15 protein-coding genes and 3 tRNA genes are annotated in these 14,137 nt (G+C 39.1%); 3 read left to right on the top strand and 15 right to left on the bottom strand.

The window, feature by feature from the left end:
• Positions 1–47 precede the first annotated feature (47 nt).
• From recO to coaBC, 14 genes are all read right to left on the bottom strand, one after another.
• Positions 48–839 carry a DNA repair protein RecO gene (gene recO, locus FFM62_RS06245; RefSeq protein ID WP_115471307.1) on the bottom strand — a complete coding sequence of 264 codons (792 nt, stop codon included), beginning with the start codon at positions 837–839 and terminating at the stop codon, positions 48–50.
• 57 nt (positions 840–896) lie between these two features.
• Positions 897–1,805 (bottom strand): GTPase Era, encoded by a 909-nt coding sequence (gene era, locus FFM62_RS06240; protein ID WP_115471306.1) that lies wholly within the window; start codon positions 1,803–1,805, stop codon positions 897–899.
• Between the two features lie 25 nt (positions 1,806–1,830).
• Positions 1,831–2,256 (bottom strand): diacylglycerol kinase family protein, encoded by a 426-nt coding sequence (locus tag FFM62_RS06235; RefSeq protein WP_115471305.1) that lies wholly within the window; start codon positions 2,254–2,256, stop codon positions 1,831–1,833.
• Positions 2,240–2,722 (bottom strand): rRNA maturation RNase YbeY, encoded by a 483-nt coding sequence (gene ybeY, locus FFM62_RS06230; protein ID WP_115471304.1) that lies wholly within the window; start codon positions 2,720–2,722, stop codon positions 2,240–2,242. The genes FFM62_RS06235 and ybeY overlap by 17 nt, the downstream gene beginning before the upstream one ends.
• Before the next feature lie 2 nt (positions 2,723–2,724).
• Positions 2,725–3,711, bottom strand: coding sequence for a PhoH family protein (locus FFM62_RS06225; protein WP_115471303.1), 987 nt, complete (start codon positions 3,709–3,711; stop codon positions 2,725–2,727).
• A gap of 93 nt (positions 3,712–3,804) precedes the next feature.
• Entirely contained in the window at positions 3,805–4,245 is a 441-nt protein-coding gene (locus tag FFM62_RS06220; protein WP_115471302.1) for a GatB/YqeY domain-containing protein, read from the bottom strand.
• Positions 4,246–4,318: 73 nt separating this feature from the next.
• Positions 4,319–4,504, bottom strand: coding sequence for a 30S ribosomal protein S21 (rpsU, locus tag FFM62_RS06215; protein WP_002828392.1), 186 nt, complete (start codon positions 4,502–4,504; stop codon positions 4,319–4,321).
• 123 nt (positions 4,505–4,627) lie between these two features.
• Positions 4,628–5,509, bottom strand: coding sequence for a YitT family protein (locus tag FFM62_RS06210; protein WP_115471301.1), 882 nt, complete (start codon positions 5,507–5,509; stop codon positions 4,628–4,630).
• A 250-nt stretch (positions 5,510–5,759) separates the two neighbouring features.
• Positions 5,760–7,565: an aspartate--tRNA ligase gene (aspS, locus tag FFM62_RS06205; RefSeq protein WP_115471300.1), complete on the bottom strand. Its 1,806-nt coding sequence runs from the start codon at positions 7,563–7,565 to the stop codon at positions 5,760–5,762.
• Between the two features lie 6 nt (positions 7,566–7,571).
• Entirely contained in the window at positions 7,572–8,879 is a 1,308-nt protein-coding gene (gene hisS / locus FFM62_RS06200) for a histidine--tRNA ligase (protein ID WP_115471299.1), read from the bottom strand.
• A gap of 294 nt (positions 8,880–9,173) precedes the next feature.
• On the bottom strand, positions 9,174–10,058 hold the full coding sequence (locus FFM62_RS06195) for an N-acetylmuramoyl-L-alanine amidase family protein (protein WP_115471298.1): 885 nt from the start codon (positions 10,056–10,058) through the stop codon (positions 9,174–9,176).
• 225 nt (positions 10,059–10,283) lie between these two features.
• Complete coding sequence (locus FFM62_RS06190) at positions 10,284–10,724, bottom strand: nucleoside 2-deoxyribosyltransferase (RefSeq protein ID WP_115471297.1); 441 nt, start codon at positions 10,722–10,724, stop codon at positions 10,284–10,286.
• A 133-nt stretch (positions 10,725–10,857) separates the two neighbouring features.
• Complete coding sequence (locus FFM62_RS06185; RefSeq protein WP_115471296.1) at positions 10,858–12,024, bottom strand: hydroxymethylglutaryl-CoA synthase; 1,167 nt, start codon at positions 12,022–12,024, stop codon at positions 10,858–10,860.
• Between the two features lie 8 nt (positions 12,025–12,032).
• On the bottom strand, positions 12,033–13,235 hold the full coding sequence (gene coaBC, locus FFM62_RS06180; RefSeq protein ID WP_115471295.1) for a bifunctional phosphopantothenoylcysteine decarboxylase/phosphopantothenate--cysteine ligase CoaBC: 1,203 nt from the start codon (positions 13,233–13,235) through the stop codon (positions 12,033–12,035).
• 214 nt (positions 13,236–13,449) lie between these two features.
• Between coaBC and FFM62_RS06175 the strand changes: the two genes are divergently transcribed.
• From FFM62_RS06175 to FFM62_RS06165, 3 genes are all read left to right on the top strand, one after another.
• Positions 13,450–13,521 (top strand) — tRNA-Glu (locus FFM62_RS06175).
• Between the two features lie 30 nt (positions 13,522–13,551).
• Positions 13,552–13,623 (top strand) — tRNA-Glu (locus tag FFM62_RS06170).
• A gap of 82 nt (positions 13,624–13,705) precedes the next feature.
• Positions 13,706–13,794, top strand: a tRNA-Ser gene (locus FFM62_RS06165).
• Positions 13,795–13,970: 176 nt separating this feature from the next.
• On the opposite strand, the gene FFM62_RS10130 is transcribed toward FFM62_RS06165, so the two are convergent.
• The gene (locus FFM62_RS10130) at positions 13,971–14,114 is read right to left on the bottom strand and encodes a hypothetical protein (RefSeq protein WP_165845915.1); all 144 of its coding nucleotides are present in this window, start codon (positions 14,112–14,114) and stop codon (positions 13,971–13,973) included.
• Positions 14,115–14,137 lie beyond the last annotated feature (23 nt).

Below are 14,137 nucleotides of genomic sequence, written 5' to 3'. Positions count from 1 at the left end.
CAATTTATAAGTTTAGCACGCCTTACTTACTTGTCAATAAGGACATTTCACGGTGTTCGATCGTCAGTTTTTTTCTCACGTTGCACCATTCTATTTTGCCAAGAAGCTAATTGCTGAATAAATGACTTAGATTTTAAATGAATACCAACCTGGTCATCATACAACTTGTCCATCACACGCGCCATTTCTTGCTTAGTTTGCGTCTTTAAATCCAGCGTACCAACTAACCTTAAATCAATATTTGCTAATTTAGATAAGATACGAACTGCCTTAGTATCTAGGTGTAAACGGTGCTCATCAGCTGACCAGTGTTGTTGACACAAAGTGCCATTTAATTCTTCGGAAAAATCCAATGGCAAATCACTACGACCACAGATTACACATTGTCCCCAAGTAGGTCGTATACCAAAAACAGGTAGTAACTGTAGCTCAAAATAGTTTGCAATCCCCTGTGGATCAAGGCCATTCTGCAATTTATCAAGTGCTTCAATGATTAAATCGTACCATTTCGTAATGGGTTGATTATCAACAAAGGCGGCATCAATCAAGCCCAAAATATAGGTCATATATGCATTTAAAACTATATCCGTCATTAAGAATGTCGTATCTTTAGTCGCCTTCACATCATTAATAAAACTTAAACCCGTTGTATTAATAGTCCCCTCAAAGGTAGCTGCACTCAATGGTTGGATTTCGGCCGTAAATTGGTACCTTTGACTTTTACCATGACGAATATAAAACATTCGTTTGCCAGCTTGGCGTGTTAACATTTTGACCATTAAGTCTTTTTCTTTATGGTCGCGTTGATACAGGACAATTGCATCAAAAACTTCTGTCATTTTATTCACCTATTAAAAAAGAGTGAGACAAAACCACTGCCAAACTCTTGTTTTTTACTATATATCTGAATCTTCCTTGTAACCGTATGATTGCAAGGCTTGTGGTTTATCGCGCCAACGATCTTCCACCTTCACCCAAGTCTCAAGGAATATTTTGTCACCAAGTAAACGTTCAATATCTTTACGCGCACGTATCCCAATTTCCTTGATCATAGCACCACGCTTACCTATGATAATATTTTTTTGGCTCGGACGCTCAACGACAATCGTTGCTTGAACATGTAGTTTCTGCTCATCCTCACGAGCAATCTTATCAATAACGACTGCAACGGAATGCGGTACTTCTTGACGAGTTAACTCCAAAACTTTTTCACGAATCAATTCACTCATAATAAAACGTTCTGGGTGATCTGTTAATTGATCTTCTGGATAATACTGTGGTCCAGTAGCCATATGATCCATTGTAAACTGTAGTAACTCCGCCACACCTTCACCAGTTAGAGCAGAAATTGGGAAAATTTCGGCAAAGTCCATCTGTGCATTGTAATCTGCAATTTGATTCAACACCTCGGCACGGTCAATTAAGTCTACTTTGTTAATAATCAAATAAACTGGCGTATTTGATTCCTTTAAACGATTAATGATGAAATCGTCACCAACACCACGTTCTTGATCTGCGTTCACTAACAACCAGACCATATCTGACTCACGTAGCGCTGACATCGCAGTTTTCACCATATAATCCCCTAATGAGTTATGAGGCTTATGGATACCAGGTGTATCCATGAAAACCATCTGACCTTCATTAGTTGTATAAATTCCTTGAATCTTATTACGGGTCGTCTGCGCTTTGGGTGACATAATGGCAATTTTTTCACCAATCATCTTATTTAAAAGTGTTGATTTTCCAACATTTGGTCGACCAACAAGGGCAATAAACCCAGACTTAAATTCTTGTTCGCTCATTAAACTTCTCTCTATTTCTTTTTTATTATCTAAAAATCATTTGTAAATTAGGTAGCAAATATGGTTGAAAAATCAAGATACCGACAACAATTGCAAAAGCAGCGGCAGCCAGGACGCCCCCGGATGCAACATCCTTAGCAACTTTAGCTAATGGATGATAGTTTTCACCCACTATCAAATCAACAATGGCTTCAACAACTGTGTTCAAAAATTCCGCACTAATCACAGTAAAGACGGCGACTGAGATCCACAACCAATCTGAGCGTCCTAAATCAACGTAAATTCCTACGATCAGTACCACACAAGCAGCAAATATGTGAAAGCGCATATTACGCTCACGTACCAATAATTCACCAATTCCCGCCATGGCATGACCAAATGCTTGCACAAAGTGGGAATTTTTATGGACTTGATGGGTATCGTCTTTTTTCTTATTATCTTTTGAGTCCATAGCTATCTAATATTTCACGCTGCAAATCAAACATGATTTTTTCATCTGCTTCACTTCGCATGTGGTCGTATCCGTTTAAGTGTAAGAATCCATGTACGACCAAAAATCCTAGTTCACGTTCATATGAGTGCTCAAGATATTCAGCTTGCTCACCAATTTTATCAACCGAAACAATAATATCACCAATATTCTTCGCGATATCATCTACCATCTCATCATCCATCAATAAAGGCATATCATCACCATCATCTTCGATAGCAAAAGAAATGACATCAGTTGCTTTATCTAAACCACGATATTCCCGATTATACCTTTGAATCTCATCATTATTAACAAAAGTTACCGACATTTCAGTATTATCTGGCAAAGATAGATAATTACCAGCATAATTTAAAACATCGTTAACTAATTTTACTTGTTCCTCTGGAACTCCTGGTTTTGATTGATCGATTATTGCTAAATCCATTTTTAATCCTTTTCACTTGTTTGGTTTTGTTTAACATCATACGCTTCATAAGCATTAACAATTGCCCCAACAACCGGGTGTCGGACGACATCATCTGCATCAAATGTCACAAAAGAAATATGTGGCACATCTGATAATACTCTTTGGGCCTGGATTAACCCAGAGCGCGTCTTTGTTGGTAAGTCAATTTGTGAAACATCCCCATTAACGAGCATTTTTGAGCCAAATCCTAGACGTGTTAAGAACATTTTCATTTGTTGTGGCGTTGTATTTTGCGCCTCATCTAAAATAATAAAAGCATCATCCAATGTTCGACCACGCATATACGCCAATGGGGCAATTTCAATCGTTTCACGCTCCATTAAACGTTCTGTATGTTCCTTACCCAAAATGGCATACAGTGCATCATAAATTGGACGTAAATAAGGGTCAACTTTTTCCTTCAAATCGCCTGGTAAAAAGCCAAGACTTTCGCCTGCCTCAACAGCTGGACGTGTAATGATAATGCTCTCAACGTCCCCACGTTTCATCGCTGCAACCGCCATAACAACGGCTAAATATGTTTTACCCGTTCCTGCTGGTCCAATCCCAAATGTAATATCATTTTGGCGAATAGCATGAATATAACGGCGCTGGCCATAATTTTTAACTCTCACCGGACGACCTTTAACATCACGCAATAGTGTTTCAGTGTACATATCTTCAAAGTATTCTATTGTACCACGCTCAGCCATATTGATAGCAGATACAATATCAGCGGGACCTATCTTGACACCCCGTCTGATCAATGATGTTAACGCCGAGACTACTGAATAAGCAGCTGCAACCTTTTCCGCATCACCCTTTATCGTTAATTGATCACCCAAAACCGATAAGGTCACTGCCAAACCTTCTTCAATCAATTTTAGCTGACTGTCTTGTGGCCCGACTAAACCAATTTCTTGTTCTGCATTTTCAAAATGATAAATTTTTTCAACTTGAGTTGCCAAACGTTAAATCCCTCACATTTCAAAGTTTTTGCTTTTTGCTTAAGTATAGTATAACGCAATTATTTATGTATCGGGGAGACCCCCGTTTTGAAATTATAGTAGTGATTGCACTTTTTGGCTAACTAGCTTACCATCAGCTTTTCCTTTAACCTTTGGCATCAGTGCACCCATTACCTTTCCCATATCAGCTTTGCTAGTAGCGCCAACTTCACTGATAGTTGCCTTAACAATATCCTCCACTTCTGATTCAGACAATTGTTTAGGCATATATTTATTTAAAACATCAATTTGTTGCTGAATATTTTGTACCAAATCATCACGATTAGCTTCCTGATAAGAAGCCATTTCTTCCACACGTTGTTTCATTTCACGTGATAATACTGTCATTTCTTCATCAGTTGTCAAATCATGCCCTAACTGAATTTGCTCATTTGACAATGCAGACTTGACCATGCGGATGACACTAAGCGTTTCCTTATCCTTTGCCTTCATGGCCACTTTCATATCTTCTGTTAATTGTGCTAATAGTCCCATGCTATACTCCTATTTTTTCTTCATTATACAACAAAACCGGACTACCAACTAGGATAGCCCGGTGCGAACCGTTTTAACGGCCCTTCTTGTTCTTGCGCTTACGTGCGGCCTCAGCCTTCAACTTACGTTGTACTGATGGCTTGATGTAAAATTCACGCTTACGGTATTCTTGTAGAGTACCGTCCTTTGATACACCACGCTTAAAGCGACGGAGAGCATCATCAAGAGACTCATTCTTACGAACAACAGTCTTTGCCATAATGTTTACCCTCCCTTCACGTGTGAAGATTTCAACTTATATTTAATATATGTCGCACACTTTGTTCTTTATTATTCTATCAAAATAAGCGTGTTTGTCAATCGTTACTTTTAAAATAACCATCTATAATTTCGGCTCATAGAAGCCACCAAAGATTCGATCAACTCGCCATAACGATGCCCATGCTGTTGGATCTACCCGAGAAATAGCTTCGTGTAATTCAAATTGCTCGTACATCGAAATAACTGTAAACAAAATTTCTTTTTTGCGATGATTATAACCACCTTCGGCTTGATGAACAATCGTGATACCACGGTGCAAGCCATCTTGAATCTCAGTAATTACCTTCTCTGGCTCTTCTGTAACGATCATCACTTGCATTTTCTGTTGTCTTGTATAGACTAAATCGATTACACGTGCATTAACTACTAATCCAATTGCCGTAAATAGCGCATATTGAACACCGAACATCATACCAGATGCTACTAGAATAAAGAAATTAAAGGTTAAATTCACTGCCCCCATTTTGGCGCCCGTTTTACGTCGAACGATGATACCAATAATATCCAATCCACCGGTCGATAACCCATTACGTAAAGCAAATCCCGTTCCAAAACCATTGATAGCACCACCAAAAATTGCCATCGCTAAGGGATCATCTGTCCACAAATGGGTAGGTTGCTTTATCCAATTCATAGCGATAGCTGCTAACAAAATTGCCATACCAGTAAAGAAAGCAAAACGCTTACCAATTTTACGATAAGCCAAGATAAATAATGGTAAATTCAGCAAAACCAACCAAACACCAACCGGTATTTGAACACCAATTAATCTAGTGACTAATGTATTTAGTAACTGCGCTAACCCAGTAAATCCCGATGAGTAAATATGACCTGGTGTCCAAAAAAAGTTTAAGGCAACTGCCGAGGCCAAAGCATAAATCATGGCACTACCAAAACGACTTGAATATTGATGCTGATTAAAATACTGTTCTAACTGCTCCATTTTCCCTATTCTTTCATAATACACTGCAATAAGTCCGTTTATGATTTTATCATGCGATGTACTTTTATCCAAATTATTAAATTAAAAGCTTGTGTCCCGTCAAGACAATCTTTTATTGTATATCCCTAGCCACGATTTATGAGCTTTTTAGTTAATAAAAAGGTCGGAACATTTTTATCTGTTCCGACCTATTAATTGATTAAATTAATAACTATTTACTAATATTCAACGTATGCATAACTGCACGTTGTTACTCTTCTGCCATATTTGGTGCGGCGACATCAGCATATTCTGGTGCCGTTAACTTCAAATCGCCAATAATTTGTGCTTTAGCTACCGGTGTTGGTGCCTCAGTCATTGGCTCTGTTGCCTTAGAATTCTTAGGGAAGGCAATCACTTCACGAATGTTATCCTGACCAGCTAACAACATTGCTAAGCGATCAAGTCCTAGCGCAATTCCACCCATTGGTGGGAAACCATACTCCATACCTTCTAATAGGAAACCAAAGGCTTCATGTGCTGCTTCTTTAGTAAATCCTAGCGCAGACAACATCTTCTCTTGTACGGCCATCTGGTGAATACGGATCGAACCAGAACCTAGTTCATAACCATTCAGCACTAAGTCATAAGATTGCGCATGCGCTTTATGGGCACCTTCAGTTGTTTCCAATAATGGCAAATCTTCTTCATTTGGCATTGTAAATGGATGATGAGCAGCAATCCAGCGCTTTTCTTCTGGTTGGTAATCAAACAATGGCCAGTTAACAACCCAAGCAAAGGCCCACTTGCTTTCATCAATCAAACCTAATTCTTGTGCCGTACGACGACGCAATGCATCCAAAGTTGCAGCAACAACATTTTCATTATCTGCCGCAAACAAGAGCAAATCACCAGCCTGTGCATTGGTTTCTGCTAACAAATCAGCTTCTTTATTTTTAAGGAACTTTGCAATTGGACCAGAAATACCTTCATCGCTAACTTTTAGCCAAGCTAATCCTTTTGCACCAAAACGTGCAACATATTGGGCCATCTTATCAATATCCTTACGAGAATAGTGATCCGCCCCACCAGGTACGACGATGGCCTTTACTTCACCACCATTCTTGATAGCATTCGCAAAGACACCGAATTCTGAATCAGCCATCAACGTTGATAGATCCTGCAATTCCAAGCCAAAACGCATATCCGGCTTATCAGTTCCAAAACGGCGCATTGAATCAGCATAATCCAAAACAGGAATAGCCGTTTTATCAAGATCATAGTTCACAGTCCGCTTCATAATGGCTGCTACCCAATCAGATACCAAGTCCATGATTTCATCTTGATTCATAAATGACATTTCAACGTCAAGTTGTGTAAATTCAGGTTGACGATCACCACGTAAATCTTCATCACGGAAGGCACGCGCAACTTGATAGTAGCGGTCAAAACCAGCTCCCATCAACAATTGCTTAAACAATTGTGGTGACTGAGGCAATGCATAAAATGAACCAGGATAGACACGTGATGGCACCAAATAGTCGCGAGCTCCTTCAGGTGTTGATTTTGCAAGATATGGTGTTTCAATATCGATAAAGCCATTTGCATCCAAGAATTCATGCGTTGCAGCTGTTATCTTTGAACGGATCCGTAAATTGCGTTGCATTTCAGGGCGACGTAGGTCCAAATAACGATACTTTAGGCGTAGTTCATCAGAAACATTGATGTCATCTTCAACATAGAAGGGCGTCGTCTTTGATTCTGACAAAATTTTAGCTGCTGTGACGTGTACCTCAATTTTACCAGAACGCAAATTTTCATTAACTGCCCCTTCACCACGTGACTGAACAGTTCCAGTAACTTCGATAACATATTCCGTACGCATATCTTCAGCAACCTTTAAAGCTGCTTCGCCAAATTCATTTGAAAAGGCTAATTGTACGATACCTTCACGATCACGTAAATCAACGAAAATTAAGCCACCTAAATCACGGCGCTTCTGTACCCATCCCTGAAGCATTACTTCCTGTTCTAAATATTCTTCGTCGATTAATCCTGCATAGTTTGTTCGTTTCATTATTGCTTATTCTCCTTCATCTTCAGGTGATTTTATATACTCTGGTAGGTTAGTGTACAATTCAGCAAGCTTCACAGAAGTTTCTTTACCAGTGGTCATATCTTTCAAATGAGCAGACTGCTCAGCTAGTTCGCGCTCACCAATGGTAATCATGTAACGAGCATTTAAACGATTAGCTGTCTTGAATTGCGCCTTAAGCTTGCGGTCTTCGTAATCACGATCGGCACTGTAACCAAATGAACGAATGGCTTGGACCATTTGCATTGCTGTAATATCTGTATCCTGTCCTTGATTAGCGACATAAATGTCTAATTTATTTTTTTCTGGTAGAGGTGCATTTTCTGATTCTAACAATAACATTAGTCGTTCTAAGCCGATTCCAAAACCAACACCAGCCATTTCGGGGCCACCGAATTCTGATACTAATCCATTGTAGCGACCACCACCAGTAATCGTTGACCAACCATGTCCCAAAGCCTTTGACTGCGTCATCACCTCAAAAATTGTATGGTTATAGTAATCAAGGCCACGAACCACATTTTCATCAATTTCATAATCAATGCCTAAAGCATCCAAATACTGTTGGACTTTTTGCCAATGATTTTGCGCATCTTCCATCAAATAATCCAAAATTGATGGTGCATCAGCCACAATTTCTTGATCCTTAGCATCTTTTGAGTCCAAAACTCGCAATGGATTTTTCTCTAATCGCTCTTGAGAGTCATGTGACAATTCATCAAAGTGTGGCTTTAAGAAATCAATCAATGCTTGGCGGTAGTTTTCACGAGACTCTTTATCACCTAATGAATTAACCTTAACCTTTAAGTTAGTAATCCCTAAGGTTTGGAAGAAATCAACCGCCATTGCAATGACCTCAGCATCAAGAGCTGGTGATTCTGAACCTAGTGCTTCAACCCCGATTTGATGAAATTGACGCATCCGACCTGCTTGTGGTCGCTCATAGCGAAACATTGGTCCCACATAAAATAGTTTGTATGGCTTAGCATGTTCTGGTCCAAACAGTTTATTTTCCACAAAAGCACGGACTACACCGGCTGTTCCCTCAGGGCGTAGCGCAATGTGTCGATCTCCCTTGTCCTTAAAATCATACATTTCTTTTGTCACAACATCTGAAGTATCTCCAGCTGATCGTGCAAAAATATCAAAGTTCTCGAAAATTGGTGTGCGAACTTCTGCATACTGGTAATCGCTGAACAATAACCTAGCTGTTTCTTCTACATAGTGCCACTTGATTGACTCAGCAGGTAGTAAATCAGCTGTTCCCTTTGGCTTTTGAAATAATTGCTTTGCCATAAAACTCTTCTCCTATTCGTTTTCATAAAATAAAAAACACCCTTAACGATATCGCAAACATCGTCAAGGGTGCTTATCACAACAGCACGGTACCACCTTGTTTTTTGGCTAATAGCCGTAACGTGGCTCCACGCACAAAAACTGTGACCTTAAAAGTGTCCCCTCAAAAACAACAACACGGACTTTCACCTATTTCCGCTCGCTTTGGTTATTCTTAATGAGTTTTCTTTCTCATCGGTTTTATTTATTACATCTTATTATCTTATAGTTCTAAAATGCCGTCAAGTAAACATCCTATTGGGCTGTTGTCGTTTGATTACTTAAATAATTTTGAATTCCCACTGGAATTGCCTTAGCAATCTTATCTTGATAAGCCTTTGATTTAATTGATTTAAAATCATCTTTTGAATTCATATAGCCATTTTCAAGCAAAACTGCTGGTACAGAATTATCACGAATAACCAAAAAATCACCATATTCAACACCTTTATTAACCAACGGCAGTGACAATTCAGCATTGATGTTGCTAGCAAGGTCATACGACCCATTATTTTTATGATAGTAGTATGACGTATATCCTGTGGCCGAGTTCGGTTCGGGTGACGAATCAAAATGGAACGAAATAAACATGTCTGCATGATTATCTTCTGCTACTTTAGGTATTTTAGCCAAATAAACTAATTTATCTGTATTACGAGTCATAATCACACGAGCACCACGTTGACGTAATTGTTTGGCAACACGCTTTGCCAACTGTAACGTGTATGTTTTTTCGTATTTATTATTCGTCGACAAAGAACCAACATCGGAACCACCATGGCCTGGATCAAGAACAATAGTTGTTTCTGATAGCGGTGTTACTGTCTTTAACGGTTTTTGCCTATGTAATAGCCAGCCGGCTACCCAGCCAGTTGATTCATCCTCGCGACGAATTTGATACCAACCTTCAGACTTTTTTAGAATTTGTAAATGTTCACCTTTTTTTAATACTGAAACTGGCGCACTTTGAACACCTTTTTGTTTTCGCAATGTCAAATTAGGAATTTGCACAGTTACTTGCTGTTTATGTAACAACACAACTGTCAACGAAATCGCCGTCCCAAGCATGACAATCACAATTGTTAACGGCACCCAGAATTTCATTAACCACTGTCGCAATAATTGTATTAAATCTTTCATGATTTGACCTCATATTCTGGATATATAACAACTAGTTTACCCTTTTTTTGGTTAAATAGCGATACAAACTCATAAAAAATAATGAGAAAAAATTGTTTTGAGGACGCGTTTATGATTGATATTTTTAAAATCACCAATATTGAATTTTAACCATAAAGAGGATGGAACATTTCTTGTCCCATCCTCTAGTGCATTGTAATCTATCTCAGTATAGACCGAAGTCTCTTAAAAAGCCTTCCCAGTCCACTTACTTGCAGGTAATTCATCAAAATCATAGGTCGCAATATCCGCAACATCTGTCACAACAGCATGCGCTGGTACAGAAATCATCAAATTAATAGCACCTTCTTTTTCCTTGACTAAAATTACCGGTTTTTGAGTTGCCTCAGAATAACCAATTTCCCACGCTGTCCCTGGATCAACGTGCTCTTTATCATAATCAATAACTGCCACAACCACATCAGCTGGATCTAAATGATCTTTGTCACCTTTATAAATTGCCTCCGCCCATTCTGGCGAACCAAATTCAAATTCATCATGCACTTCTGTGCGGGGACTAAAGAACTCAGACACTGTCTGGTTATTTGTCAACGCCTCTTCTAAACGCTCAATACGATCAATTTGTTCATCATCAAAAAATGGTCCAGCAAGATAAACGCGCTTCATAGTACTATCCTCTTTTATCAATCATTTTAATGATATTATTTTATCGAATAAATGACGAACAATCAATTAAAAATAGTACGTTTTTTGATTAATTTGTGAACTTAATGAAATTTATTGATAGTTTTATCAGTTTTTAATTGCAGATATACTGACGTTGTTCATTTTTCAATCCATGAAGAACAAACTTGGCAGGATCACTTTTGAAGTCAAATTCCCGATCTGCTGCACCTTTCAACTGACTATTAAATATTTTTTCGTAATCAGCAATAGTTACATACTGTCGATTAGCTAACAGGGTATCAATTTGCCCGGTTACTAAGCCAGCACTAAAGTGTGGACGCAAAGTTAGTGAATAAAACTCCCCCTCTGCACCAGATCCGTAAGAGAACATCCCAATACGATCACCAGCTTTAAGAGATTGTGAATTGTCTAGTAATGAATACAAACTTAGGTACAATGAACCCGTATATAGGTTACCAATTCGCTTATTGTACACACGGCTGGCTTCGAATTCATCCATTAATGCAACCTGTTGTTCATCAGTTGCTTCAGGCAATACATCACGTAAGGCTTTCAAGCCCATTTTAGTAAACGGCAAGTGAAAGGCTAATGCTTTAAAATCAGCAATGTCACGCCCAGTTTTAGCTTTATAACGTGTCCAAACCGTTTTGAAAAAGTCTTGATAGACATTTGATGAATATTTACCATCGACCCTAGCAGTATCAGCATAAACAGGGCGCCAAAAGTCCATGATATCGCGTGATAAGAATTGGCTATCTTGGTTGATTTCAGCAATCATGGGGTTAGCAGCTACCAACATGGCAACAGCGCCACCACCTTGAGTAACTTCACCACTTGTTTGTAACCCATAGCGGGCAATATCAGAGGCAACCACAAGCACTTTTTCGTCAGGATGTAAGGTTACATAATCGCGAGCTTGCATTAGTGCAAAAGTCCCTGCATAACAGGCTTGCTTCAGCTCGATTGTTCGCGCATAAGGGTTGATACCGAGTAAGCGTTGTAAATAAACGGCACCGGATTTAGAATTGTCAATTCCCGATTCCGTTGCAAACAGAATCATCGTAATTTTCTTACGATCTGAAGCTGTTAACATTTCATCAGCCGCATTTGCAGCCATCGTCACAACATCTTGTGTTGCTGGTATGACTGCTTGTTCCGTCTGACCGATACCAATTAAATACTTATTGGGTTCTTCACCACGTGCATTAGCTAATTCGACCATATCAATATATTGATGTGGTGAAAAGAAACTCATTTTATCAATTCCAATAATTGTCATTTTTCTACCTATCCATTGATTGCAACACTAATTTTTTTCATAATTTCACGAGCCAACGTGATTTTGCTCTGTAATGGCAATGACTCTGGTTCATTATCCTTTGTCAAAATAGTCACTTGGTTTGTATCATAACCAAAGCCGACTTGATCTTTTGACACATCATTCGCAACTAACATGTCAGCATTTTTCTTTTTCAACTTATTTTGGGCATAAGTCATCAAATTTTGGGTTTCAGCTGCAAAGCCAACTAAATACTGATTGGTTTTGGCTGAACCTAATTGAGCTAAAATATCAGGGTTTTCAACTAAGGTCAAGTGTAGTTGACCTGAATCTTGCTTTTTGAGCTTGTTTTCAGCCGTCTGTGACATCCGGTAATCTGAAACGGCTGCAGCCATAATAATAGCATCCGCTTCTGGCAGCATCGCAAACATTTGTTCCGATAATTCCTGCGCGGATTGGATATGAATCGTGGTAACTCCAACTGGATCAGGAAGCTGTGTCGTTGCTGATACCAAGGTAACATCAGCTCCCTGCTCAGCTGCCGCACGTGCTAGAGCATAGCCCATTTTACCTGACGAGCGATTTGAAATGTAACGCACCGGATCAATCGCTTCAACGGTACCGCCTGCAGAAATAACAATGCGCTTATCTTTTAGCTGACCATGTTTTTGATAAACAGCAAGTTCGCTAAGCGTGAAGATTTCCTGAGGCTCTGGTAAACGACCTTTCCCTGCATAACCCTCTGCTAATATGCCATCAACTGGTTCAACGACAATGTCTCCATCTAACTGAATTTGTTGTAGATTTCTTTGCACAGCAGGTTGTAAGTACATATTTTCGTTCATTGCCGGCGCAACAATCATGGGTGTATGTCTAGCTGCTAATACGGAACTAGCTGCATCATCGGCTACCCCATTAGCAATTTTCGCAATGATATTGGCTGTTGCTGGGACGACAAAAAAATAATCTGCCCAATCGGCTAAGGCAATATGGTCAATGGATTCTCCCGTCTTATCGGCAAATAAATCTGTCAAAACGGGCTGATTTGTTAATACAGCCATTGCTTTCGGTGTGATAAATTCGGTAGCTGTTGCCGTCATGACAACTTTCACTGTTGCATCCATTTTTACCAATAAACGTGCAAATGACGCAGCCTTATATGCTGCAACACCTCCACTAATGACTAATACTATGTTTTTTTGTGAAAACATACGCTGTTCTCCTTAGTTTAAAAATCCAGATACATTTAGTTTACCATGAACAACAAGCCTTAAATTAAAACAAATTGCTACACGTTATTTTAAATGGCAACCATGATAAATAACAATATTCAAGATTTTTTCAATAAGTCCTTGCATCGTTTCAATTCATCTGGTATATTATTATTTGTTGTTGAAGCAGAGGCATCATATTCAACATTTACATGGCTCATTGGTCAAGCGGTTAAGACTCCGGTTTTTCACACCGGCATCCAGGGTTCGACTCCCTGATGAGCTATTGGTTTCGACCAAAAAACTTTATATTTTTGGCTCATTGGTCAAGCGGTTAAGACTCCGGTTTTTCACACCGGCATCCAGGGTCCGACTCCCTGATGAGCTATTGATGTTACTAGGATATTTTTATCCTAGTTTTTTTATACTTGAAACACACGTGCGATATCGGTATAATATTTAATTGTGATGGAGCTATGGCAGAGTGGTAATGCAGCGGACTCGAAATCCGCCGAACCGGTGTTGAACCGGCGCACGGGTTCAAATCCCGTTGGCTCCTTATTAGAGTTTTACAAGTATTTTTACAAAGAAGTTTAACGCTATTCATGTACATGAATAGCGTTTTTATTTATCTTTGTATTCCACTTCAAGTGTAAATTTACCCCTTAAAAAAACACCAGTAAATAAATACTAGTGTTTAATCATGATTCTTATATGGTACCTAACAATTAAAAATTAATTGACTTTTTCAACACTTCCATCTGGATAAATAATGCCAATTGAACCAGTACTTGACCTGACATCACGCCCCCAAATAACTAAATTTTCTGATGGTGGCGCTGGTGTAAAGGAAAAGCCCCAAGCTTTCATTGGAATCATTTTTTGCTCATACGTTAAAGGCG

Origin of the sequence: Weissella thailandensis (assembly GCF_005405465.1) — a bacterium.
GTDB classification, from domain to species: domain Bacteria; phylum Bacillota; class Bacilli; order Lactobacillales; family Lactobacillaceae; genus Weissella; species Weissella thailandensis.
Note: the sequence above shows the minus strand (reverse complement) of the source record. Positions and strands in the feature narration are given on the sequence as shown.